This window comes from Sphingomonas sp. Xoc002 (assembly GCF_050408055.1).
GTDB lineage: Bacteria > Pseudomonadota > Alphaproteobacteria > Sphingomonadales > Sphingomonadaceae > Sphingomonas > Sphingomonas yabuuchiae.
Map to the genome: position 1 here is coordinate 21,017 of NZ_CP191175.1, position 21,484 is coordinate 42,500.

The 21,484-nt window shown below is 67.3% G+C and carries 19 protein-coding genes, 1 tRNA gene and 1 pseudogene; 10 read left to right on the plus strand and 11 right to left on the minus strand.

Annotated elements, in window-relative coordinates:
• Positions 1-10 precede the first annotated feature (10 nt).
• Positions 11-703, minus strand: a complete 693-nt coding sequence (locus ACQR50_RS00115; protein WP_428969339.1) for a hypothetical protein — start codon at positions 701-703, stop codon at positions 11-13.
• 248 nt (positions 704-951) lie between these two features.
• On the opposite strand from ACQR50_RS00115, the gene ACQR50_RS00120 reads away from it, so the two are divergent.
• Genes ACQR50_RS00120 through holA form a run of 4 tightly spaced genes read left to right on the plus strand, consistent with a single transcriptional unit; the run spans position 952 to position 5,457 of the window.
• Complete coding sequence (locus ACQR50_RS00120) at positions 952-1,386, plus strand: DUF3576 domain-containing protein (protein ID WP_056439008.1); 435 nt, start codon at positions 952-954, stop codon at positions 1,384-1,386.
• Between the two features lie 12 nt (positions 1,387-1,398).
• Positions 1,399-3,900, plus strand: a complete 2,502-nt coding sequence (gene leuS, locus ACQR50_RS00125; RefSeq protein WP_428969340.1) for a leucine--tRNA ligase — start codon at positions 1,399-1,401, stop codon at positions 3,898-3,900.
• The gene (gene lptE, locus ACQR50_RS00130; protein WP_428969341.1) at positions 3,897-4,424 is read left to right on the plus strand and encodes an LPS assembly lipoprotein LptE; all 528 of its coding nucleotides are present in this window, start codon (positions 3,897-3,899) and stop codon (positions 4,422-4,424) included. Before leuS ends, lptE begins: the two co-directional genes overlap by 4 nt.
• A gap of 13 nt (positions 4,425-4,437) precedes the next feature.
• Entirely contained in the window at positions 4,438-5,457 is a 1,020-nt protein-coding gene (gene holA / locus ACQR50_RS00135; protein WP_428970743.1) for a DNA polymerase III subunit delta, read from the plus strand.
• 184 nt (positions 5,458-5,641) lie between these two features.
• Here holA and ribA read toward each other — a convergent pair whose 3' ends face one another.
• The 7 genes from ribA to ACQR50_RS00170 all read right to left on the minus strand — a co-directional run bounded on the left by ribA (position 5,642) and on the right by ACQR50_RS00170 (position 11,622).
• Positions 5,642-6,691: a GTP cyclohydrolase II gene (ribA, locus tag ACQR50_RS00140; RefSeq protein WP_428969342.1), complete on the minus strand. Its 1,050-nt coding sequence runs from the start codon at positions 6,689-6,691 to the stop codon at positions 5,642-5,644.
• Positions 6,688-7,470: an exodeoxyribonuclease III gene (locus ACQR50_RS00145; RefSeq protein WP_428969343.1), complete on the minus strand. Its 783-nt coding sequence runs from the start codon at positions 7,468-7,470 to the stop codon at positions 6,688-6,690. Before ACQR50_RS00145 ends, ribA begins: the two co-directional genes overlap by 4 nt.
• Before the next feature lie 415 nt (positions 7,471-7,885).
• Positions 7,886-8,518, minus strand: coding sequence for a LolA family protein (locus tag ACQR50_RS00150; RefSeq protein WP_428969344.1), 633 nt, complete (start codon positions 8,516-8,518; stop codon positions 7,886-7,888).
• 67 nt (positions 8,519-8,585) lie between these two features.
• The gene (locus tag ACQR50_RS00155; RefSeq protein ID WP_428969345.1) at positions 8,586-9,980 is read right to left on the minus strand and encodes a carbohydrate porin; all 1,395 of its coding nucleotides are present in this window, start codon (positions 9,978-9,980) and stop codon (positions 8,586-8,588) included.
• Positions 9,981-10,186: 206 nt separating this feature from the next.
• A complete protein-coding gene (gene msrB, locus ACQR50_RS00160) occupies positions 10,187-10,648 on the minus strand; it encodes a peptide-methionine (R)-S-oxide reductase MsrB (RefSeq protein ID WP_428969346.1) in 462 nt (153 codons plus the stop codon).
• Between the two features lie 22 nt (positions 10,649-10,670).
• Positions 10,671-11,339, minus strand: a complete 669-nt coding sequence (locus ACQR50_RS00165) for a DsbA family oxidoreductase (protein ID WP_428969347.1) — start codon at positions 11,337-11,339, stop codon at positions 10,671-10,673.
• A gap of 79 nt (positions 11,340-11,418) precedes the next feature.
• Positions 11,419-11,622 carry a hypothetical protein gene (locus ACQR50_RS00170; protein ID WP_428969348.1) on the minus strand — a complete coding sequence of 68 codons (204 nt, stop codon included), beginning with the start codon at positions 11,620-11,622 and terminating at the stop codon, positions 11,419-11,421.
• 220 nt (positions 11,623-11,842) lie between these two features.
• Here ACQR50_RS00170 and ACQR50_RS00175 point away from each other — a divergent pair, with 220 nt between their 5' ends.
• A complete protein-coding gene (locus ACQR50_RS00175; protein WP_428969349.1) occupies positions 11,843-12,592 on the plus strand; it encodes an SDR family NAD(P)-dependent oxidoreductase in 750 nt (249 codons plus the stop codon).
• On the opposite strand, the pseudogene ACQR50_RS00180 reads toward ACQR50_RS00175, so the two are convergent.
• Positions 12,593-13,075 (minus strand): annotated as a pseudogene (locus tag ACQR50_RS00180) (N-acetyltransferase family protein).
• Between the two features lie 104 nt (positions 13,076-13,179).
• On the opposite strand from ACQR50_RS00180, the gene ACQR50_RS00185 reads away from it, so the two are divergent.
• Positions 13,180-13,593, plus strand: coding sequence for a VOC family protein (locus ACQR50_RS00185; protein WP_428969350.1), 414 nt, complete (start codon positions 13,180-13,182; stop codon positions 13,591-13,593).
• A 97-nt stretch (positions 13,594-13,690) separates the two neighbouring features.
• Here the strand turns inward: ACQR50_RS00185 and ACQR50_RS00190 are convergent.
• Positions 13,691-13,765 (minus strand) — tRNA-Gly (locus ACQR50_RS00190).
• 131 nt (positions 13,766-13,896) lie between these two features.
• On the opposite strand from ACQR50_RS00190, the gene ACQR50_RS00195 reads away from it, so the two are divergent.
• From ACQR50_RS00195 to clpS, 4 genes are all read left to right on the plus strand, one after another.
• Positions 13,897-14,658: a hypothetical protein gene (locus ACQR50_RS00195; protein ID WP_428969351.1), complete on the plus strand. Its 762-nt coding sequence runs from the start codon at positions 13,897-13,899 to the stop codon at positions 14,656-14,658.
• The gene (locus ACQR50_RS00200) at positions 14,549-16,102 is read left to right on the plus strand and encodes a Y-family DNA polymerase (RefSeq protein ID WP_428969352.1); all 1,554 of its coding nucleotides are present in this window, start codon (positions 14,549-14,551) and stop codon (positions 16,100-16,102) included. The genes ACQR50_RS00195 and ACQR50_RS00200 overlap by 110 nt, the downstream gene beginning before the upstream one ends.
• Before the next feature lie 161 nt (positions 16,103-16,263).
• Positions 16,264-19,557 (plus strand): error-prone DNA polymerase, encoded by a 3,294-nt coding sequence (locus tag ACQR50_RS00205; protein WP_428969353.1) that lies wholly within the window; start codon positions 16,264-16,266, stop codon positions 19,555-19,557.
• Between the two features lie 314 nt (positions 19,558-19,871).
• Positions 19,872-20,228 carry an ATP-dependent Clp protease adapter ClpS gene (gene clpS / locus ACQR50_RS00210; RefSeq protein WP_056438998.1) on the plus strand — a complete coding sequence of 119 codons (357 nt, stop codon included), beginning with the start codon at positions 19,872-19,874 and terminating at the stop codon, positions 20,226-20,228.
• Between the two features lie 32 nt (positions 20,229-20,260).
• Here the strand turns inward: clpS and ACQR50_RS00215 are convergent, their stop codons facing one another.
• Positions 20,261-21,208: an NAD(P)/FAD-dependent oxidoreductase gene (locus ACQR50_RS00215; protein ID WP_428969354.1), complete on the minus strand. Its 948-nt coding sequence runs from the start codon at positions 21,206-21,208 to the stop codon at positions 20,261-20,263.
• Positions 21,209-21,484: the final 276 nt, after the last annotated feature.

Below are 21,484 nucleotides of genomic sequence, written 5' to 3' on the forward strand. Positions count from 1 at the left end.
ACAGCAGGAATCAGAAGCGGAAGGCCGTTCCCAGATAAACCGCCTGGCTGTTGCGGCGATCGTCGTCGATCCGGGCCAGACGCTCACGATCCGAGCGATAGCGGACACCCGCCGTCACATCGAGATTGCGGGTCAGCGAATAGGAGCCGCCCATGTCGAGCGAATAGCTGGACGGCATGTCGATCATCTTCGGTGCGCCGTCGATCGGGCGGTCGGTCGAGGCCTTTACGCGGCCAGTGAAGCGACTCGCGGTATAGCTGACCGCCACATCGGCGCTTTCGCGGCTGCCCGGCAGCCCGGCCAGATCGACACGCGCGATATCACCCGACAGCGCGACACGCTTCCAGCCGACCGACACGCCCAGATTATAGGAGATCGGGGCCAAGCCGACGGTCGGCGCGGTGTTGGCGGCGACGCGTTCCTCACTGGTGCGGCTGCTCTGCGCACGCACCGCAATGACCACGGGGCGGTTGACGCCACGCTGGCTCTCCGCGGGGGTGAAGCGCAGATCGCCCGCATCGAGTCCGCTCTTGGCGAAGATAGCGGCGAGCCGGGGGTCTGCGGCGGACGGGGTAAAACCACCACGGCCGAGCAGGCTGAGTGCCCGTGACTTGACCGGGTGCTTATTCTGGTCGACCGCACCGATGGCGGGCGCGACCATCGCGGTCGTGGCGGCGAGCGCCCCGATTGCGATTCCGATCACGATACGCCCGAACGACACGGTCCACCCCTTTTATGAGACCCTTTTGCAAGATTGCTCCTAACATGGAATCGGTCGTGAGCGATCCCATTGTTACGCCCGTGATCGCGAATCTTGTCCGAGTGTTGCGCAACCTCCACAGAATCGGTCGCATCGTCCATGATGTCCGGCGCTTGCCGGGGTGTCGGCACCCCTGTAGAGGCTATAGGCAACCCTTATTCCCGTCCTTCATCGCAGTCAGGATAATGCCGATGCTTCGCCGTTCCGCCACCGCGTTCGCGGTAATCGCCGCTTTGTCGCTCGGCGCCTGTGCCGGCAAGAAGGAGCGCCCGCAGGGCGATCTGGCCGCGTCGAAGATCACCACGATCGGCGTCAATTCCTATCTGTGGCGTGCCAGCCTCGACACGCTGAGCTTCATGCCGCTGGCCGAGACCGACTCCAATGGCGGCGTCATCGTCACCGACTGGTATGTCAATCCGCAGGTCCCGACCGAGCGGATGAAGGTCACCGTCACCATCCTCGACCAGGATCTGCGCGCCGATGCGTTGCGCGTGACCGCCCTGCGCGAAGTCAATCGCGGCGGCCAGTGGGTGGAGGCGCCGGTGCAGGCGGCCACCATCCAGAAGCTTGAAGACATCATCCTCACCAAGGCGCGCGACCTGCGCCGCGCCTCGATCACGAAGTAAAAGACCACCCGAATGGCTTCGCGTTACAATGCCCTGAAATCGGATTCGACCTGGCAGCGGATCTGGGAAGAACGGCGCACCTTCGCCGCCGACGACCACAGCCCCAAGCCCCGGTCCTATGTCCTTGAGATGTTTCCCTATCCGTCGGGGCGCATCCATATGGGGCATGTCCGCAACTATACGATGGGCGACGTGCTGGCGCGCTATCGCCGGATGATCGGGCATGAGGTGCTCCACCCGATGGGCTGGGACGCGTTCGGCATGCCCGCCGAGAATGCCGCGATGGAAAAGGGCGTCCATCCGGGCGGCTGGACCCGCGACAATATCGCGACGATGAAGGCGCAGCTGAAGCGGCTGGGCTTCGCGCTCGACTGGACGCGCGAGATCGCGACCTGCGAGCCCGATTATTACGGGCATGAGCAGGCGCTGTTCCTCGACCTGTACGCAGGCGGCCTGGTCTATCGAAAGGAATCGGCGGTCAACTGGGACCCGGTCGACATGACCGTGCTGGCCAATGAACAGGTGATCGACGGGCGCGGCTGGCGCTCGGGCGCGCTGGTTGAGAAGCGCAAGCTGAACCAGTGGTTCCTGAAGATCACCGACTTCGCCGACGAGCTGCTGGAGGGTCTGACGACGCTCGAGCATTGGCCCGACAAGGTGAAGCTGATGCAGGAGAACTGGATCGGCCGCAGCAAGGGCCTTCAGTTCCGCTTCGCCCCCGTGGCGCCCTTTGCGACGCCGATCGAGGTCTATTCGACCCGTCCCGACACCATCTTCGGGGCGAGCTTCGTCGCGATCGCGGCGGATCACCCGATCGCGCGCGAACTGGCCGAAACCAATGCCGACGCGGCCGCCTTTATCGAGCGCTGCAAGGCGGGCGGCACGACCGCGGCCGAATTGGAAACCCAGGAAAAGCTGGGCTTCGACACCGGTTATCGGATGCAGCATCCGATGGACGACGGCATCACCTTGCCCGTCTATATCGCGAACTTCGTGCTGATGGATTACGGCACGGGCGCCGTCATGGGCGTGCCCGCGCATGACCAGCGCGACCTGGATTTCGCGCGGAAGTACGGCTTGAGCGTCACGCGCGTCGTCGCCGATGGCGATGTCACCGCGCCGATGTTCGAGGGCGACACCGCCTTTACCGGCACCGGGCGTCTGGTGAACTCCGGTCCGCTCGACGGCATGGATGTCGAGGCCGCCAAGGCCGCCGTCATCACCCGCGCCGAAAGCGAGGGCTGGGGGCAGGGCCAGACCGTGTACCGCCTGCGCGACTGGGGCGTCAGCCGCCAGCGTTACTGGGGCACGCCGATCCCGATCATCCATTGCGACGACTGCGGCGCGGTGCCGGTCCCCAAGGACCAGTTGCCGGTGACTTTGCCCGAGGACGTGACCTTCGACGTCCCCGGCAATCCGCTCGATCGCCATGCGACGTGGAAGCATGTCGACTGCCCGACCTGCGGCAAGCCCGCCCGGCGCGAAACCGACACGCTCGACACCTTCGTCGATTCGTCCTGGTATTTCATCCGCTTCGCCAGCCAGCCCAAGGATCGTCCGTTCGATCCCGAGGTGGTGAAGCAGTGGCTGCCCGTCGGGCAGTATATCGGCGGCGTCGAGCATGCGATCCTGCACCTGCTCTACGCCCGCTTCTGGACCCGCGCGCTCAAGCATATCGGCTTGATCGACGTGGCGGAGCCCTTTGCGGGCCTGTTCACGCAGGGCATGGTCACGCACGAGAGCTACAAGTCCTCGGACGGCCGCTGGCTCGCACCCGGCGAGATTCGCGACGGCATCGAGATCGCGACCGGTCAGCCGATCACCGTCGGCCGCGTCGAGAAGATGTCCAAGTCTAAGAAGAACACCGTCGATCCCGAGCCGATCGTGGATCAGTACGGCGCGGACGCGGTCCGCTGGTTCATGCTGTCCGACAGCCCGCCCGAGCGCGACCTGCCCTGGTCGGAGTCGGGCATCGAGGGGTCGTGGCGTTTCGTCCAGCGCCTGTGGCGTCTGTTCGACGGCTCGGAAGCGGCCGAGGGTGAGGACAAGGCGCTTTCCCGCAAGCTGCACCAGACCATCGCGGGCGTCGCGGCGGATATCGAGGCGCTGGCCTTCAACAAGGCGGTCGCCAAGCTGTACGAGCTGGTCAACGCCATCGAAAAGGCCAAGCCGTCGGCCGCCCGCAACGATGCGATCCGCACCACCATGCTGCTGGTCGCGCCGATGGTCCCGCACATGGCCGAGGAAGCCTGGGCGGGCATGGGCCAGGAGGGCCTGATCGCCGACGCCGCCTGGCCGGCGGTCGACAAAAGCCTGCTGGTGGAGGACGAAGTCACCGTGGCGGTGCAGGTCAACGGCAAGCTGCGCGACACGCTGACCGTCGCCAAGGGGCTGCCCAAGGATCAGTTGGAGGCGACCGCGCTGGCGTCCGAGAAGATCGTCCGCGCGCTCGACGGCGCAACCCCGAAGAAGGTGATCGTGGTGCCCGACCGTCTGGTGAACATCGTCGCATGAACCGCACGCTTCCCCTGATCGCTGCCGGTCTGGCGCTGACGCTGGGTCTGTCGGGCTGTGGGCTGCATCCGCTTTATGCGGGCGGCGGCTCGGGTCCGGTCGCGAATGCCCTGTCGCAGATCGAGGTCGCGCCGATTCAGGGGAAGGCGGGCTGGCTGATGGCCAATGCGCTGAACGACCGGCTGGGCGGCAAGACCGGCACGGCGCGCTATCGGCTCGACGTGAAGCTGGACGACCAGATTCGCGGGCTTGGCGTGCGGCGCGACGATTCGGTGGTGCGTGAACGCCGTATCCTGCGCGCGCGCTATCAGCTGGTCGACCAGACGAGCAACGCGGTGCTCGTCGATTCCACCGCCGGATCGGACGCGGGGATCGACGTGGTCCGCTCCGAATATGCGACCATCGCGGCGGAAAACACCGCTTTGGAGCGGCTGTCGGTGATCGTTGCGGACGAAATCGTCGCGCGGCTGGCCACCTATGCCCGGTCGCGACCCGGCGAGGCGATGGTGCCCGCCCGCCAATGAAGGCCCGTTGGTCTTGAAGGCTAACGCCAACCAGATCCGACAGGCGCTGGGGCGTCCCTCCGCCGATATCCGCCTCTACCTGCTCCATGGCCCCGACGAGGCGGGGGCGAGCGAACTGGCGCGAATCCTCGCCAAGGCGATGGGGCAGGATGCCGAGCGGATCGACCTGGATTCGGCCACGCTGAAAAGCGATCCCGCCCGCCTGACCGACGAAGCGGCGGCCATGTCGCTGTTCGGCGGCCCGCGCCATATCCGGATCGCCAGCGTCGGCGAGGAAGGGCTGGCGGCGTTCACTGCGCTGCTGGAGGCCGAGTCGGCGGGCAATCCGGTCGTCGCCATCGCCCCCACGGTCAAGACGACCGCCAAGATCGTGAAACTGGCGCTCGATTCGCCGCGGGCGATGGCGTTCGGCTGCTATGCGCCCACCGCCGCCGATGCGGAGCGGCTGGCGACGACGATCGGCGGCGAGATGGGCTTGCGGCTGGCGGCGGGCGTGCCGGCGCGACTGGTCGAAGCGGCGGCCGCCGACCGTTCGGTGATGATGCGCGAGCTGGAGAAGCTGGCGCTTTACCTCGACGCCGCGCCGGATCGCCCGCGCGAGGTCGATCACGCCGCGATGGATGCGATCGGCGCCGATCTGGGCGAGGTCGAGATGGGCGACGTAGTCGAGGCGGTGGTCGAGGGACGCGTGGGCGATCTGGGCGGGGAACTGGCGCTGCTCGACGAGGGCGGGGCCTCGCCCATCCCCTGGCTACGTGCGCTGGCCCGGCGGCTGGTGGCGCTGGCCGAGATGCGCGCCGATGTCGATGCGGGCGAGCCGGTCGACGCGGTGATGAAGCGCCACCGCGTCTTCTTTCGCGACGAAGCGAAGACCTCGCGTGCGCTGCGCCGCTGGACCCCCGCCATGCTGGCCCGCGCGATGGCGCGTATCCGCGCGGCCGAACGCGCGGTGATGGCGCCGGGCAATGCCGGATCGGTGCTGGCGGAGGCGGAGGCGACGATCATCGCCCGGGGAATCGCGCGGCGGGGGTAAGGTTTAGAAGAAGATATGATGTTCGCGCGGAGGCGCGGAGAACGCAGAGGTGTCTGGCTTGCCGCGACAGCGGCCCTCTCATCGCAACCGCAGTGAAAGCAGTTCCACCTAACCGCGAGCGAATCCTCTCCGCGCCTCTGCGTCTCCGCGCGAACCATTCTTCGGAAAGAACGCGACGCGCTCCTTAAAGCTGGTGCCCCGTCCGATCGCGCTTGGTCGCGAGATAGCGTTCGTTATGCGGATTGGGCGGCAGGCTGTGCGCGACCCGCTCGATCACCTGCACCCCTGCGGCTCCCAGTCCCGCAACCTTGGCCGGATTGTTGGTCAGCAGCCGCACCTTGTCCTGCCCCATCAGGGTCAGCATCCGCGCCGCCACGCCGAAGTCCCGCGCATCGATCGCGAAGCCCAGCCGGGTGTTGGCGTCGACCGTATCGAAGCCCTGATCCTGAAGCTGATAGGCACGCAGCTTGTTGACCAGGCCGATCCCGCGCCCCTCCTGCCGCAGATAGAGCAATATGCCCCAGCCCGATGTGGCAATCGCATGGATCGCGGCATGAAGCTGCGGCCCGCAATCGCATTTCAGGCTGCCGAGCACATCGCCGGTCAGGCACTCGCTGTGCAGCCGGACGAGCGGCGGCTGGCCGTTCGGCTGGCCGATCAGCAGCGCGACATGCTCGCCCGCCGCATGGGGCGAGCGGAAAGCGACGATCTCGGCATCCTCCGCCCCCGCCACGGGCAGGCGCGCTCGGGTGGCGATGGCGAGCGCCTCGGCATTTTCATGCGCGGCGATGTCGGCGAGCGAAATCTCCGCCTCGACACCGGTACCGCCGACGAAGAAGGCGGGCAGCATCCCGGCGATCCGCGCGAACCGGATCGCCGCTGCGGCGACCGCCGGATTGGGCAGGGGGAGGGCGCGGAACGGCCCTTTCAAAGGCGTGGCCAGATCGAATTGCGGATCGGCCAAGGCGGTCGCGGCGGCGAAGTCGACCCAGGGCGCACGCTCGACCAGCACGGCGGCGTCAGGATCGGCGGCCTCCAACTGGTTGGTCAGCTTCAACGTCGCGGCGCGCCCCGCCGAGATCAGGACGGGCGCCTGGCCCTCCGGATCGAAGGCGGCAAGGCGCAGCGGATCGGCCGTCTCGACCGCCAGCAGCGGCTGGCCCGCAATCGCGATCGGCCAGCCCCGGCGCAGCGCATCGATCGCGCGGGCGGCGGCCTTCGGATCGGCGCTCAAAAATCGAATTCCGTCATGATCGGGATATGGTCGGAGGGCTTCAGCCAGCTGCGGCACGGCTCGAACACCTGATGCGCCACCGCCTTGTCGGCCACGTCGCGCGTCGCCCACATATGGTCGAGCCGCCGCCCGCGATCCGACGCCGCCCAGTCCTTCGCGCGGTAGCTCCACCAGGTATAGAGCCGCTGCGGCGCGGGGATGAAGTGGCGGCCCAGATCGACCCAGTCGTTGGACGCCTGCAACCTCGCCAGCGTCTCCACCTCGATCGGGGTATGGCTGACCACGTCGAGCAGCTGCTTGTGGCTCCACACGTCCGATTCGAGCGGGGCGATGTTGAAGTCGCCGGTCAGGATCGTCGGGCAGTCGAGCTGGCCCGACCAGTCGATCATGCGGCCGAGGAAATCGAGCTTCTGGCCGAATTTCGGATTCACCTCACGGTCGGGCACGTCGCCGCCCGCCGGGATATAGACATTCTCCAGCCGCACGCCGTTCGGCAGGCGGATACCGACATGCCGCGCCTCGGCATTGGCCTGCCAGTCGAGGTGGTCGTCCTCGGCGATGGGCACGCGCGCGACGATCGCGACGCCGTGATGCATCCGCTGGCCATGAATGATGATGTGCTCATAGCCGAGCGAGCGGAACAGCTCGAAGGGGAAGTCGTCATCGACGACCTTCGTCTCCTGAAGACACAGCACATCGGGCGCGGCTTCCTTCAGGAATTGCTCGACGATCGCGGCGCGGAAACGCACCGAATTGATGTTCCAGGAGGCGATTTTCACGGGATGCGATGTAGCGGGGGCAGGGGAGTGAGACAAGATTACCTGCTCCGCATTCCTCCCCTGCAAGGGGAGGTGGCGCGCCTAGCGCGTCGGAGGGGAGTGGCAGGTCGAACCCGCCCCGCGGGTTCGAGGATTGCCGGGGGCAATCCGACCTGCCACTCGCTATCGAGAGGGGTGACACCCCTCTGTCAGACCCGCGGCCTGCCACCTCCCCTTGCAGGGGCGGAATAAGTGGAGAAACGGAAAGGCCCCCGCTCCGGGGGCATGGAGCGAGGGCCGACCTAGCGTTCGTCACGCAGGCGGGATGAGGGTGCTCGTCCGAGCAACAGGGGGGAATCTCGAAGGCCCCTCAACCGCAACGCCTTGATAGGGCAGCGAACCTGTCGCCCGGATGAATGAAACGGTCCGCCAGCGTTCAGTTACGCGCCGCCGTCCTCCGGGGATCGTTGAATCGGAACGCCTTGTCGTCCACCGGCACGCCGAAACGCTGGTTGGACAGGCGAATCGTCGTGCGGTTGTTCTGGCTGTCGAGCGCGACCCAGCCCTGCATCATCAGCCCGCCCGGGGCGGCGGCATCGCGGGCGAAGACCAGGGTGATCTTGCCATATTCGGGATGCTTCGGATCGTTCGCCTCGACCGAGAGCAGGCGCGGGTCGGCGCTGGGTACGACCTTGGCATAACGGCCGATGTCACGGGCAGGGTCGAGCAGCACGCCCAGCGGCGAGTTCTTGATCGGCCAGCGCTGCACCTGCTTGACCGAATAATCGATGAAGGTCAGCGCGCCGCCATCGGCGACGATCAACAGGGGCACGCCCTTTTCATATTGAAACCGGATCTTGCCCGGCTTCTTCATGGTCAGCGTGCCGGTCAGTACCTTGCCCGCGCGGTCGGTCTGGGTGAAGTCGGCGGTCATCGTCTGCACCGATTGCAGGTGACGCTGCACCGCCGCCAGATCGCCATTGGCCTGCGCCAGGGCGGGCACGGGGGCGGCGACCATGGCCATGGCGGTCGGCGCCAGCAGGGCGGACGCCATCATCGAACGGATCATCAAATCACTCCTTTGGGCACGCCTGTCCTTGCGCGCCGCCTATTGAACGGGTCGTGAATCAGGGGCGTTACAGGGTGAAGGCGGCCTTCAGCCCCAATATGGTGACGTCATCCGCCTGCGCATAGCCGCCGGGATGGTGGACGAACTGGACGTTGGGCCGCATCTCCAGCCACTCCGCCGGATGGATGCTGTAATAGACTTCGGCGGCATATTCGGAGCCCTGTACGGCGGGCCGGGTGGGATCGAGCCGCTGCCCGTCCGCGACGCGCCCGTTCACATGGGTCCGCGCCACGCCGAAGCCCAGCACGTCGCCGGGCACGGCGGGGACCAGCCCCTTGTAGAACAGCCCGGCCGCGACCTGATTGTCGGTCACGCTGGTCGCGCGGTCGGCCTGGGTGGCGTTGAGGAAGACGCTGAGGCCGTTTTCCGCCTTGCCGTCCTTGGTCTCACCGGTCAGCTGTTGCTGGATGTTGACGTACACGCCGTAGCGGCTGCTGCGTTCCAGCGGGGTCAGGCCGGTGATCGCCACGGGTCTGCGGTTCACGTCGAGGAATACGTCCGGCGCATCGGCCGTCGCGATCCAGCCGCCCAGCTTGTACGACCCGATCCGACCGGCACTGGCATTGCGGATCCAGCCGATTTCGGCGGGGACCAGCACGCCGGTCGCGCCCTTGAAGTGGCCGATGAAAAAATCATTGTCGAGGTTGCGCGGATTGATCTCATAAACCGCGCCCTGGACATACAGGTCGTCGCGCGGTTCGTAGCGCAGCCGCGCGCCCCATTGGCTGACCGGCCAGTTCTGCCAATAGTCGCCGACCAGATTGCCCGGCTGCGCGCCGCAGAAACTCAAGTTCATGAAGTGGCAGGAAAAGATCGCGAAATCCTCGCCCGGATTGGTGCGGCCCAGCTTCAGCTCGAACCGCTCGCCGATCCGCTGCTCGTACCAGAATTGGGTCAGGCGCAGCGTCTGGCCGCGCCCGTAAACCTCCTGCACCTGTTGCAGCGTGCCGAGATTCGCATCGTCGCTGAGGTTACGGCCCCGGCGATAGGTGAGGGTGGCCTGAAATGCCCCGCCCTTCAGCCCCATCACCTTTTCCAGGTCAAACAGCGCGCCTGCGTCGAACTGGCCCGTCTCGCGGAACAGCGTCTTGCGCCCGCCGGTGACGTTGGCGGCGCTTTCCGAGGCGTAACGCGCGGTGACGGTGATGCCGCGCTGGTTCAGGCGGGTGCGGATGTCATGCCAGTCGCCGATGATCCCCGGCGGCGGCGTGCGGCGCGTGTCGGCGGTGATCGCCGAGGGCGCACTGTCGGAGGGGCGGACCGGGCGGCGGCGGGTCGGCGTGCGCTGCGTATCGCCCGCTGCGGCATCGGGGGTGATGCGCGCGGCGGTGGGGACGGGATCGGTGGTCTGCTGGGGCGCCAGCGGTGCCGCCATCAACAGCGGAGCCCAACCCCAGATCATCGTCGCCAACATTGCCCCTGTTTCCCGAACCTTATCGTTGCGGAGGCCAAACGATCGGACGGGCAAAAGGTGCCGTAAACGTCAATGCGGATTCCTCCCCTGCAAGGGAAGGTGGCAGTCCGCAGGACTGACGGAGGGGTGTCCGGGCTGGTGAGGTGGGCGAACCTCGCCAGCGGTGACACCCCTCCCCTTGCAGGGGAGGAATTTTAGCCCTGTTCGGCGGCGCGGACCTGGTCGACATAATCGCCATATCCCTGCGCCTCCATATCCCCAAGCGGCACGAAGCGCAGCGAGGCGGAGTTGATGCAATAGCGCAAACCGCCGCGATCGCGCGGGCCGTCGGGGAAGACATGGCCCAGATGGCTGTCGCCATGCGCCGAACGGACCTCGGTACGGACCATGCCGTGCGTGGTGTCGCGCAGTTCGTTGACATGGGCGGGCTCGATCGGCCGGGTGAAGCTGGGCCAGCCGCAATGCGAATCGAACTTGTCGGCCGAGGCGAACAGCGGCTCGCCCGAGACGATGTCGACATACAGGCCCGGCTCGCAGGTGTGGAGATATTCGCCGGTCCCGGGGCGCTCGGTGCCGCTCTCTTGCGTCACATAATATTGTTCGGGCGTCAGCTTCGCGAGCGCTTCCTCGGTCTTGGCATAACGGGTGTCGGCCATGGGGACTGTCCTTTCCGTGAAATCAGGCAGCAGCAGGTTCGGCGGCGATCTGGCGCAGCGCCTGCTCGAAGGATTCGGGCGGCTGTCCGCCCGAGATGAGATAGCGGTTGTCGATCACGATGGCGGGCACCGACTGGATGCCGCGTCCCTGCCACAACCGCTCCGCCTCGCGCACCTCGGTCGCATAGCGGTCGGACGACAGGATCGCGCGGGCCTCGTCGGCGTCCAGCCCGGCGCGGCTCACGGCGGCGACCAGCACGTCATGGTTCGAGATATCCTCGCCACGCGTGAAATAGCTGTCGAACAGCGCGTGCTTTAGCGCCGCCTGCCGCCCTTCCATCTCCGCCCAGTGGAGCAGCCGGTGCGCATCGAAGCTGTTATAGATGCGCGCATTGTCGGCCATCGCCATGGTGAAGCCGACCGAGGCCGCCCGCTCGCGGATATTGGCGCGGTTGGCGGCCGACTGTTCGGGCGTCGCGCCATATTTGCGGCCAATATGCTCGACGATATTCTCGCCCTCGGGCGCCATGGCGGGGTTCAGCTCGAAGGGCTGGAAATGGATGTCCGCCTCGACCGTATCGCCCCACTCGTCCTTCAGTCGCTCCAATGCGATCTCCAGCCCGCGCAGCCCGATAATGCACCAGGGGCAGGAAATGTCGGAGACGAAATCGATACGAAGGCGGCGGGGCATGAGGGGTCCTGGCTGATGCGACCCCAAGGCGGCCGCCCCGCTTATGTGGGAGGGCGATCGGGCCCCCGCAACCGTGGCGCTACCAACGGACCGGGACCCAGCCGTCCACCGCCTCGTCTTCCGGGCAAGGATAGATTGCGCGGACCGTCATGGCGCCATCCGCCTCGGTCGCTGCGCCGGTCAGCGCGGGCCGGAAATCGCACCGTCCGCCCTGCGCACGGGGGAAGGGGCCGCGCGAGCGGTCACTGGCGATTCGTCGCGGCTGGCCTGGTCGATAGTCCATGCCTGTCTTCTCCCGGGCCGATCATGGCGCCATCCAGATATCCCGGCCATCCGGGAAAAGCCCGGTATTTCTGTTGCTTGGATAAGGAGCGGGAACAGAGGCCGGTCTTGCCGCCTTGTGCACCGCGTACGCTTTGCCATGTCCGGCCCCGCCGGATACCAGCAGGTGCCCGGCCCCGCCGGATACCAGCAGGCAAACCGCTTGAGAGGGAGTTGGACGGATGACGAAGACAGTTCTGGTGACGGGGGCGACCGCCGGAATCGGTGCGGGCACCGCGCGTGCTTTTGTCGCGGCCGGATGGCGGGTGATCGGGACGGGCCGCCGCGCGGACCGGCTCCAGGCGCTGGCCGACGAGCTGGGGGCGGCCTTTCATCCGCTGGCCTTCGACATCACCGATGAGGAGGCGCTCGACGCCGCGCTGGGCGGCCTGCCGCCGGAATTCGCCGAGATCGATCTGCTCATCAACAATGCGGGCCTCGCGCTCGGCACCAAGCCCGCCCAGGACAGCGATCTGGCCCAGTGGCGGACGATGATCGCGACCAATATCGACGGGCTGATCACCATCACCCATCGGCTGCTGCCCCGGCTGATCGAACGGCGCGGGGCGATCATCAACCTGTCCTCGGTGGCGGCGAACTATCCCTATACCGGCGGCAACGTCTATGGCGGCACCAAGGCGTTCGTGAAGCAATTCTCGCTGAACCTGCGCGCGGACCTGCACGGCAAGGGGGTGCGCGTCACTTCGGTCGAGCCGGGCATGGTCGAGACCGAGTTCACCACCATCCGCACCGGCGGCGACCAGGCGGCGTCGGACGCGCTCTATGCGGGTTCCGACCCGATGACCGCCGAGGATATCGCCGCGACGCTGCTCTGGGTCGCCGAATTGCCGCCGCACCTCAACATCAACCGGCTGGAGCTGATGCCGGTCAGCCAGTCCTTTGCAGGCTTCCAGGTCGCGCGGGCGGGCTGATCATAGGGGACGGTGCATCACCAAGGCATCGACCAGACCCAAATTTGGGTGCCGGAACGCCTCCGGCACCCTTCCGACCGTGGCGAAGCCCAGCGCCGTCCACAGATGCACGGCGGCCTCATTGCTGGCGACGACGAAGTTGAACTGCATCGCGGCAAAGCCCCGCGCGCGGGCTTCGTCGAAGGAATGCTGCGCTATCGCCCGCGCCACCCCGCGCCCGCGCGCGGCGGGGCCGGTCATATAGCCCGCATTGGCGACATGATCCCCGCCGCCCGCCTGATTGGCGCGCAGATAATAGGTGCCGAGGATGGCGTCGTCCTCTTCGAACACGAAGACCGTCTTGTCGCCCCCGAACCAGTAAGCGAGCGCCGCCTCTTAGGTCATCGCGGGATCGAGCGCATAGGTCTCCCCCGCACGGATCACCGGCAGGATGATCGCGGCGATGGCATCGGCGTCGGCGGGGGTGGCGGGGCGAATCGGCATGGAGATCAAATAGCGCGGGGCGTCGAGGATGGGCATCCACGGACCATGACTTGATCGGCACGGCGCCTCCTCCGATGCTGGCTGCGCAAACAAGGCGTGAGAACATGGCCGCAGGCATCACCGGATTGAATCACATCACGCTCGCCGTCGTCGATCTCGAAAGGTCCGTGGCATTTTACCGGGATGTGCTGGGCTGCACGGTCCGTGCGATCTGGGCGGATGGCGCGTATCTGGAGGCGGGATCGTTATGGTTATGCCTGTCTCGCGATGACGAGGCACGCCGTAGACCACACGCCGATTATAGTCATATCGCCTTCAGCGTATCGGAAGAGGATTACACCGCGCTCAGCGTACGATTGGTGGCGGAGTATGCCATCTGGAAAGAGGATCGAAGCGAAGGGCGTTCGACCTATTTTCTCGATCCCGACGGCCACAAGCTCGAAATCCATGTGGGGACGATGGAATCACGATTGCGCCATTATCGGCAGCATCCAGAGAAGAATGTGAAAATCTTCTGACGAAACAAGCGATGGTAACGATCCATGCCGTCGTTTATCGTCAGGTCATATGAAGACCGTCGCTATGCGACGAAGGCGATCTCATCCGAGAGATCGCTGGAGCGGGCGAAGGGATTCGAACCCTCGACCCCAACCTTGGCAAGGTTGTGCTCTACCCCTGAGCTACGCCCGCTCTGGCGTTCCGAACCGGCTGACCGGCTGGGGTGAGGCGGGCTATTAGATGTGGGTTTCGAATCCGGCAAGCACTTTTTTCAATTTTTTTACGGCTGGCGACTCCGATCTTAGAACATTACAAGAACATATATGGAGGAGCCCTTTGCCCTGATCGATCGTCTGCGCCGCGCCGCCGCTCTGGTGGCGCCGGGCGATGATGGCGGGATGGAGTCGGGACGGGGCTTCGAGGTTCGGCTGGCGGTTGCGCAGCTCCATGAGATCCATGCGCTTTCGGAAGGCGAAGCGGCGAGCGGCGCTGGGCTGGCGCTGGGCTGTGCGTTGACGGTGGGCGCGCGGCCGATCCTGTGGCTGCGCACCGAGGCGGCCGAGCGGCAGGGCGGGCGACTCCATGGGCTGGGGCTGGTCGCGATGGGACTCGACCCCGCCGAGCTGGTCGTGGTGGTGGTCGCCGATGATGCCGCGCTGCTGCGCGCCGCCGCCGATGGCGCGCGCTGTCCGGGGCTGGGGACGGTGATCGCGGAAGGCTGGGGGGCGATGCGCGGGCTGGACCTGACCGCGTCGCGACGGCTGATGCTGGCGGCCGAAGCCTCGGGGGTGTTGATGCTGGTGCTGCGCGTCGGTGGCCAGGTCGTGCCCAGCGCGGCGGCGACCCGCTGGTCGGTCGCCTCCGCCCCCTCGCGGGCGCTGGCGGCGGAGGCGCCGGGGGCACCGGCCTATGATCTGGAATTGCTGCGCCGAAGGGGAGGGCCCGCGGGCGCCCGGTGGCGCGTGGAGTGGAACCGTGACACGCAAAGCTTCGACCCCGCGCCGCTATCTGGCGCTCGTCTTCCCCTGGTTGCCGATCGAGCGGTTGCGGGCCCGGCGCCCGCACCTGTTCGTGGCGCGGGATGAGGCGCCGATCGCCTTTGCCGAATCGGTCGGCGGCGCGATTCGCCTGGCGGCGCTGAACGCCCAGGCAGCAGCGGCGGGGCTGTCGGTCGGGCTGACGCTGGCCGATGCGCGCGCGCGGGTGCCCGAGGTCGAGATTTTTCCGCACGACCCCGCCGCCGATGCCGACTGGCTGGAGCGGCTGGCCGAGGGCGCGCGGCGCTACAGCCCGGCGGTGGCGCTCGATCCGCCGCAGGGGCTGGTGCTCGATTCGGGCGGGGCGGATCATCTGTTCGGCGGCGAGCGGGGCCTTGCCGAGGATATCGAGACGCGGATGGCGCGGCGGGGACTGACCGTGCGGCTGGCCTATGGCGATACGCCAGAAGCGGCACGTGCGCTGGCGCGGCATGCGGGCGCTCCGGCGCCCGACGAAATGGGGGCGATCCGTCGCCTGCCCGTCGCGGCGCTGGAACTGGACGAGGATGCCGGCGCGGCGCTGATCGCGGCGGGGCTGAAGTCGGTCGGCGATGTGCTGGCGCGACCGATGGCGACGATCGCGGCGCGCTTCGGGCGGGAGGCGGCGACGGCGCTGCGGCGGTTGACCGGGGAGGAGGACAGCCCGCTGACCCCCCGCACCGTCGCCGCGCCGGTCGGGGTGGAGCGGCGCTTTGCCGAGCCGGTGGCGCGGACCGAGCATATGCTGGGCGTTCTGGAGGAGCTGACGGGAGAGGCGGCGCGCGTGCTGGAGGAGCGGCACGAGGGCGGGCGGCGCTGGGACGCGCGGCTGTTCCGTTCGGATGGCGAGGTGCAGCATCTGCGGGTCGAGACGGGGCAGCCGACCCGCGATCCGGCCGTGCTGCTGCGGCTGTTCCGCGAGCGGATCGAGGCGTTGGCCGATCCGCTCGACCCCGGTTTCGGATATGACCTGATGCGGCTGGATGTCGGGCTGGCCGAGAAGCTGGACGCGGTGCAGCTTCGGCTGGAGGGCGGCGAGGCCAAGTCGGAGGCGGTGGCGGCGCTGATCGACCGGCTGGGCACGCGGCTGGGGCGCGAGCGGGTGCGGCGGATCCATCCCCGCGACAGCCATGTGCCCGAACAGGCCGAATTGCTGCTGCCCGCGACCGATCCCGCGCCCAAGGCCGAATGGACCCGGCCCGAGCCGGGCGAGCCGCCCTTGCGGCCGATTCACCTGTTCGACCCGCCCCAGCCGATCGAATCGCTCGCCGCCGAGACGCCCGATGGCCCGCCGGCGCGGTTTCGCTGGCGGCGCAAGATGCACGACGTGGCGCGCGCGGAAGGGCCGGAGCGGATCGCGGGCGAATGGTGGCGCCGCGCCGACATGGCGCCGCCGACACGGGACTATTACCGGGTCGAGGATGTGCGCGGGCGGCGCTTCTGGATCTTCCGCCATGGGCTCTACACCGAAACCGAGCGGCCGCGCTGGTATGTGCATGGGCTGTTCGCGTGAGGGGGCGGGCCGATATTCCTCCCCTGCAAGGGGAGGGGGACCATGCGCGGCATGGTGGAGGGGTGTCACCGGTTGCGAGGGCATCCATCCTCTCCGACGGTGACACCCCTCCGTCAGTCCTTCGGACTGCCACCTCCCCTTGCAGGGGAGGAAAAGGGTAAATGCCCGACTTCGCCGAACTGGTCGCGGCGACGCATTATTCCTTCCTCGACGGCGCAAGCTCGGCGGAGGCGATGGTTCAGCGGGCGATCGTGCTGGGGCTGGACGGAATCGGCATTGCCGACCGCAACACGGTGGCGGGGGTGGTGCGGGCCTACCGGGCGCTGCGGGAGATCCGCGAGACGCTCGGTGACCGGATGCGGCCTTTCGAACTGGTCGTCGGCGCGCGCCTCGTCTTCGCCGATGGCACGCCGGACATCGTCGCCTATCCGATCGACCGAACGGGCTGGGGGCGGCTGACCCGGTTGCTGACGACGGGCAACAAGCGGGCGCGCAAGGGCGGCTGTATCCTGGGGCTGGGCGACCTGATCCGCCATGCCGAGGATCTGCTGCTGATCGCACTCCCCAAGTCGAGTGCGCGGCCCTGCGAGCCGATGACGGATGCGATGCTGCCCCCCAGGCGCGCCGATCCGGGGCTGGCGGCGACGCTCGACCGGCTGGTGGCGGCGGCGCCGGGGCGGGTGTGGCTGGGCGTGACCATGCCGCGATCGGGGGCGGACCGGCGGCGGCTGATGGCGCATGCCGCACTGGCCGAGGCGCGGGGGGTGCCCCTGCTCGCCACCACCGATGCGCTGTGCGCTTCACCTGCGGACCGTCCGGTACAGGATATACTGACCTGCATCCGCGAAGGGCTGACCGTGCGCACCGGGGGGCGGCGGCTGGCGGCCAATGCCGAGCGGCATCTAAAACCCGGTGTCGAAATGGCGCGTCTGTTCGCCGACCGGCCGGGAGCAGTGGCGGAGAGCATGGCGATCCTGGAACGGATCGCCTTCCGTCTGAATCATATCTCCTACCAATATCCCGACGAGCCGGTCCCACAGGGCTGGGACGCACAGGACTGGCTGGAGGGACTGGTCCGGCGCGAAGCCGCGGAGCGCTATCCGAACGGCGTTCCGGTCAAGCTGCGCGCCTTGCTGGACGAGGAACTCGGGCTGATCCGCCGGTGCGGATATGCACATTATTTCCTGACCGTGCATGATGTCGTCCGCTTCGCGCGGACGGTGGACCCGCCCATTCTCTGCCAGGGGCGCGGGTCGGCGGCCAATTCGGCGGTCTGCTGGGTCCTGGGCGTCACCTCGGTCGATCCGGTGCGATATGACCTGCTCTTCTCGCGCTTCGTATCGGAGGAGCGCCGCGAGCCGCCCGATATCGACATCGATTTCGAGCATGAACGGCGCGAGGAGGTGATCCAGTATATCTATGGCCGCTATGGCCGCCACCGCGCCGCCATCGCCGCCACTGTCATCCATTACCGCCCGCGCAGCACGGTGCGCGAGGTCGGCCGTGCGCTGGGGCTGAGCGAGGATGTGACGCAAAGGCTGACCAGCACCGTCTGGGGCAGCTTTTCCAAACAGTTCGAGGAAAAGCGGTTCCACGAAACCGGTTTCTCCCCCGACAATCCCGAGATCGCCCGCCTGCGCACCCTGGTCGACCGGTTGCTGGGCGCGCCGCGTCATTTGTCGCAGCATGTCGGCGGCTTCGTGCTAACGCAGGGGCGGCTCGACGAGACGGTGCCGATCCACAACGGCGCGATGGAGGGGCGAACCTTCATCGAATGGGACAAGGACGATATCGACGAGCTGAAGATCATGAAGGTCGACATATTGGCGCTGGGCATGCTGACCTGCATCCGCAAGGCGTTCGATCTGATGGAAGCGAACGGCCTGGCCCGTCCCGATCTCGACACGCTGGCGCAGGATGAGGACGCGGCCGTCTACAAGATGCTGCAACGGGGCGACAGCATCGGCGTGTTCCAGGTGGAGAGCCGCGCGCAGATCAACATGCTGCCCCGGCTGAAGCCCCGCGAATTCTACGATCTGGTCGTGCAGGTGGCGATCGTGCGGCCGGGGCCGATCGAGGGCGACATGGTCCATCCCTATCTGCGGCGGCGGGCACAAAAGGAGGCGGTGACCTATCCCTCGCCGCATCCCGATCATGGCCCGGCGGACGAACTGCGCACCTTGCTCGGCAAGACGTACGGCGTGCCGCTGTTTCAGGAACAGGCGATGAAACTCGCCATCACCGCCGCCAAGTTCACCCCCGACGAGGCCAATCAGCTTCGCCGTGCCATGGCGACGTTCCGCAAGGTCGGGGGAATGGACGGGTTCCAGCAAAAGATGATCGGCGGCATGGTCGCGCGCGGGTACGAGCCCGAATTCGCCGAGCGGTGCTTCAAGCAGATCGAGGGGTTCGGCTCCTATGGCTTTCCCGAAAGCCATGCGCTGTCCTTCGCCCGGCTGGTCTATGTCTCGGCCTGGCTGAAACGCCATCAGCCCGCGATCTTCACCTGTGCGCTTTTGAACGCCCAGCCGATGGGCTTCTATGCGCCCGCGCAGCTCGTCCGCGACGCGCGCGAGAATGGCGGGGTCGAGGTGCGGCCGGTCGATGTGAATTTCAGCGGCTGGGACAACCGGCTGGAGCGGCGGGAGGACGGAACCTTCGCTCTGCGGCTGGGCTTTCGGCAGGTCGATGCCTTTCGCGAGGCGTGGGGCAAGGGAATTGCGGATCACGCCCCCTATGAGACCATCGAGTCGGTCGCGATCCGGGCGCAGCTGCCGCGCCGTGCGCTCGACCTGCTGGCACAGGCCGACGCCTATCGCTCGCTGAGCCGCGGACGGCGCGAGGGGCAGTGGGAGGCGCGGCGGATGAAGTCGGCGCAATTGCCGCTGTTCGCGGCGATGGAGGCCCCCGAAATGGCCGCCGAACCCGATGTCTCGCTGCCGCCCATGCCGCTGTCCGAACAGGTCAGCGCCGATTACCGCGCGACGCGGCTGTCGCTGAAAGGCCATCCCATGGCGTTCCTGCGCCGCGAGCTGGCAAGCGAAGGCATCCTGTCCGCCGCCGATCTGGGCCATCTGGCCGATGGGCGGCGGGCCAAGGTAGCGGGGGTGGTGCTGGTCCGCCAGCGACCGGGCAAGGGCAATGCGATCTTCGTCACGATTGAGGACGAGACGGGCATCGTCAACGCGTTGATGTGGGCGCGCGATTTCGAGGCGAACCGGCGCGCGGTGATGGCCTCGCGGCTGATGCTGATCCACGGTGTCGTCCAGCGCAGCGAGGAGGGCGTGATCCACCTGATGACCGCAGGGGTCGAGGATCGCAGCGCGATGCTGACCCGGCTGGAGGATGTGCCTGCCGCCGCCACCCGCTCGCACGATCCGCGTGGGGCTCCGGCGCAGCGCGGGGTCCATCCCCGCGATGTCCGCCTGCTGCCCCGCTCGCGCGACTTTCATTAGGGGTGATTGCGATTCACCCTATTCCTCCCCGCGAAGGGGAGGTGGCAGGCCGCAGGCCTGACGGAGGGGTGTCCCGGCGGGAGAAGTTGGTCGACGCTCGCTATCGTGGACACCCCTCCACCATGCTTTGCATGGTCCCCCTCCCCTGCAAGGGGAGGAATGGGGACGGACCCTCCTCGATATCAATCCGTCCTAGCCGGCACGTGCCGATTTATACGATCGACGCTGTCCCCAAGGGCTTGTGCCTACCCCCCGCCATGCCATATTTTACCGTCATGGCCCAGAACAGCGACACCTTCACCCATCCTCTGGGAATGGCCGGCAATGGTCCCGGGCAAGGGCCCGATCATGGTCCCGATCACGGCGATGACGAGGGCACCGGCCTGGGCGTCGCGACGCGAACCCGGACGCGCACCAAACAGCCGACGCCGTACCGCGTGCTGATGCTGAACGACGACTATACGCCGATGGAATTCGTCGTGCTGTGCCTGCAGCGTTTCTTCCGCATGAGCATGGACGATGCGACCCGCGTCATGCTGCACGTCCATCAACGCGGCGTGGGGGTGTGCGGCGTATTCTCCTATGAGGTCGCCGAAACCAAGGTGGCGCAGGTGATCGACTTCGCCCGCGCCAACCAGCATCCGCTTCAGTGCACGCTGGAGAAGGCGTAACTCCTGTTCACTCCTCTCCGGCACGGGGAGGACTACGCAATCGCCATCTCCGCCGCCTGCCGCCCGGACAGCCAGGCGCTCTCCACCCGTGGCGCGATCAGCCAGTCGCCACAGGCCGCCAGCCCCGTATCGGCCTGGTGATAGGCCCCTACACCCGCCTTGCCCGACCGCGCGTAACGCCAGCGATGCGCGGTGGCATGGACCGGTACGGGCAGGGTGCCCACCCGTTCCTCCAGCGCGCGTAGCAGCGAGGCGGTGACGGAGGTGCGGTCGCTTTCGACATGGCGCCGCGACCAGTCGGCCGTGGCATGGATCGTCCAGGCCTCGCCGCCCTTGCGGCCCGGCTTGGCGCTGTTGCGTGCGGCCCAGTCGATGGGATCGGCGGCGGACAGGATATCCGGGGCCGAGAAGCCGGCGTCGAACCCCAGCAGCACGGTCCAGCACGGGTCGGACGGATGCGCGCGGGCCAGTTCGGCCAGCGTCGGGTCGATCGGTGCGGCGAGTCCCGCCGTCTGCTCGGCGGGTAGCGCGAGTATCGCCACATCGAACGGCCCCTCGGCCATCTCGTCATGGTCCAGCCGCCATCCGTCCGCATCGCGGCGCAACGCGCGGATATGCGTCGACCAGCGAACGTCGAGCCCCGCCGCCATATGCGTGACGAGTGCATTCATCCCCGGCACCCCGACCCAGGCATCGTCGCCCATGGCGGGCCATTGCGCGGCGACACCCCGCTGCTCCCAGTCCCGGACTTGCGCGACGAAGGCCGGGTCGCGCGCGGTCAGATATTGCGCGCCATAATCGAAGGCGAAGCACAGGCCTTGCGCCGTCACGACCTTGCTTGCCATGCGGCCGCCGGGGCCGCGGCCCTTGTCGAACAGCGTGACCCGCCATCCCGCCTCGGTCAGGCGTGAGGCGCAGGCCAGACCCGCTATCCCCGCGCCGACGATCGCCGCCGATCCGGCCATATCCCGTTCCTTCATGCTTCGCCGCATCGCGCGCAATCCGACGATACGCCCCGGGCCGGGGATCGATCCGTCTCATCGGTGAACCGCCCTTCGGATCCGGCAAAGTATCGGGCCTGATCCATGCTAAAATTTTTGGCCGCGGGGTGGTCCAGTCAAGGATCGACCGGGAATGCCCGACGTTGTGGGGCATGACGAGCGGCGGTCCCTTCCGCTCAGGGGAAGACCTCAGGCCGTCCATGTCCATGACAGACGCGACATGATCCCGCCCGATGGGCGTGCCGGTGAGCCTGT

Bases quoted from the DNA above. Each gene is read 5' to 3' on its own strand.
- clpS (WP_056438998.1), top strand. From the start codon at position 19,872: ATGGCCGGCAATGGTCCCGGGCAAGGGCCCGATCATGGTCCCGATCAC.
- ACQR50_RS00195 (WP_428969351.1), top strand. From the start codon at position 13,897: ATGGAGGAGCCCTTTGCCCTGATCGATCGTCTGCGCCGCGCCGCCGCT.
- leuS (WP_428969340.1), top strand. From the start codon at position 1,399: ATGGCTTCGCGTTACAATGCCCTGAAATCGGATTCGACCTGGCAGCGG.
- ACQR50_RS00120 (WP_056439008.1), top strand. From the start codon at position 952: ATGCTTCGCCGTTCCGCCACCGCGTTCGCGGTAATCGCCGCTTTGTCG.
- ACQR50_RS00155 (WP_428969345.1), bottom strand. From the start codon at position 9,980: ATGATCTGGGGTTGGGCTCCGCTGTTGATGGCGGCACCGCTGGCGCCC.
- ACQR50_RS00165 (WP_428969347.1), bottom strand. From the start codon at position 11,339: ATGCCCCGCCGCCTTCGTATCGATTTCGTCTCCGACATTTCCTGCCCC.
- ACQR50_RS00205 (WP_428969353.1), top strand. From the start codon at position 16,264: ATGCCCGACTTCGCCGAACTGGTCGCGGCGACGCATTATTCCTTCCTC.
- lptE (WP_428969341.1), top strand. From the start codon at position 3,897: ATGAACCGCACGCTTCCCCTGATCGCTGCCGGTCTGGCGCTGACGCTG.
- ACQR50_RS00215 (WP_428969354.1), bottom strand. From the start codon at position 21,208: ATGAAGGAACGGGATATGGCCGGATCGGCGGCGATCGTCGGCGCGGGG.
- ACQR50_RS00170 (WP_428969348.1), bottom strand. From the start codon at position 11,622: ATGGACTATCGACCAGGCCAGCCGCGACGAATCGCCAGTGACCGCTCG.
- ACQR50_RS00185 (WP_428969350.1), top strand. From the start codon at position 13,180: ATGGCCGCAGGCATCACCGGATTGAATCACATCACGCTCGCCGTCGTC.
- msrB (WP_428969346.1), bottom strand. From the start codon at position 10,648: ATGGCCGACACCCGTTATGCCAAGACCGAGGAAGCGCTCGCGAAGCTG.
- ACQR50_RS00150 (WP_428969344.1), bottom strand. From the start codon at position 8,518: ATGATCCGTTCGATGATGGCGTCCGCCCTGCTGGCGCCGACCGCCATG.
- ACQR50_RS00175 (WP_428969349.1), top strand. From the start codon at position 11,843: ATGACGAAGACAGTTCTGGTGACGGGGGCGACCGCCGGAATCGGTGCG.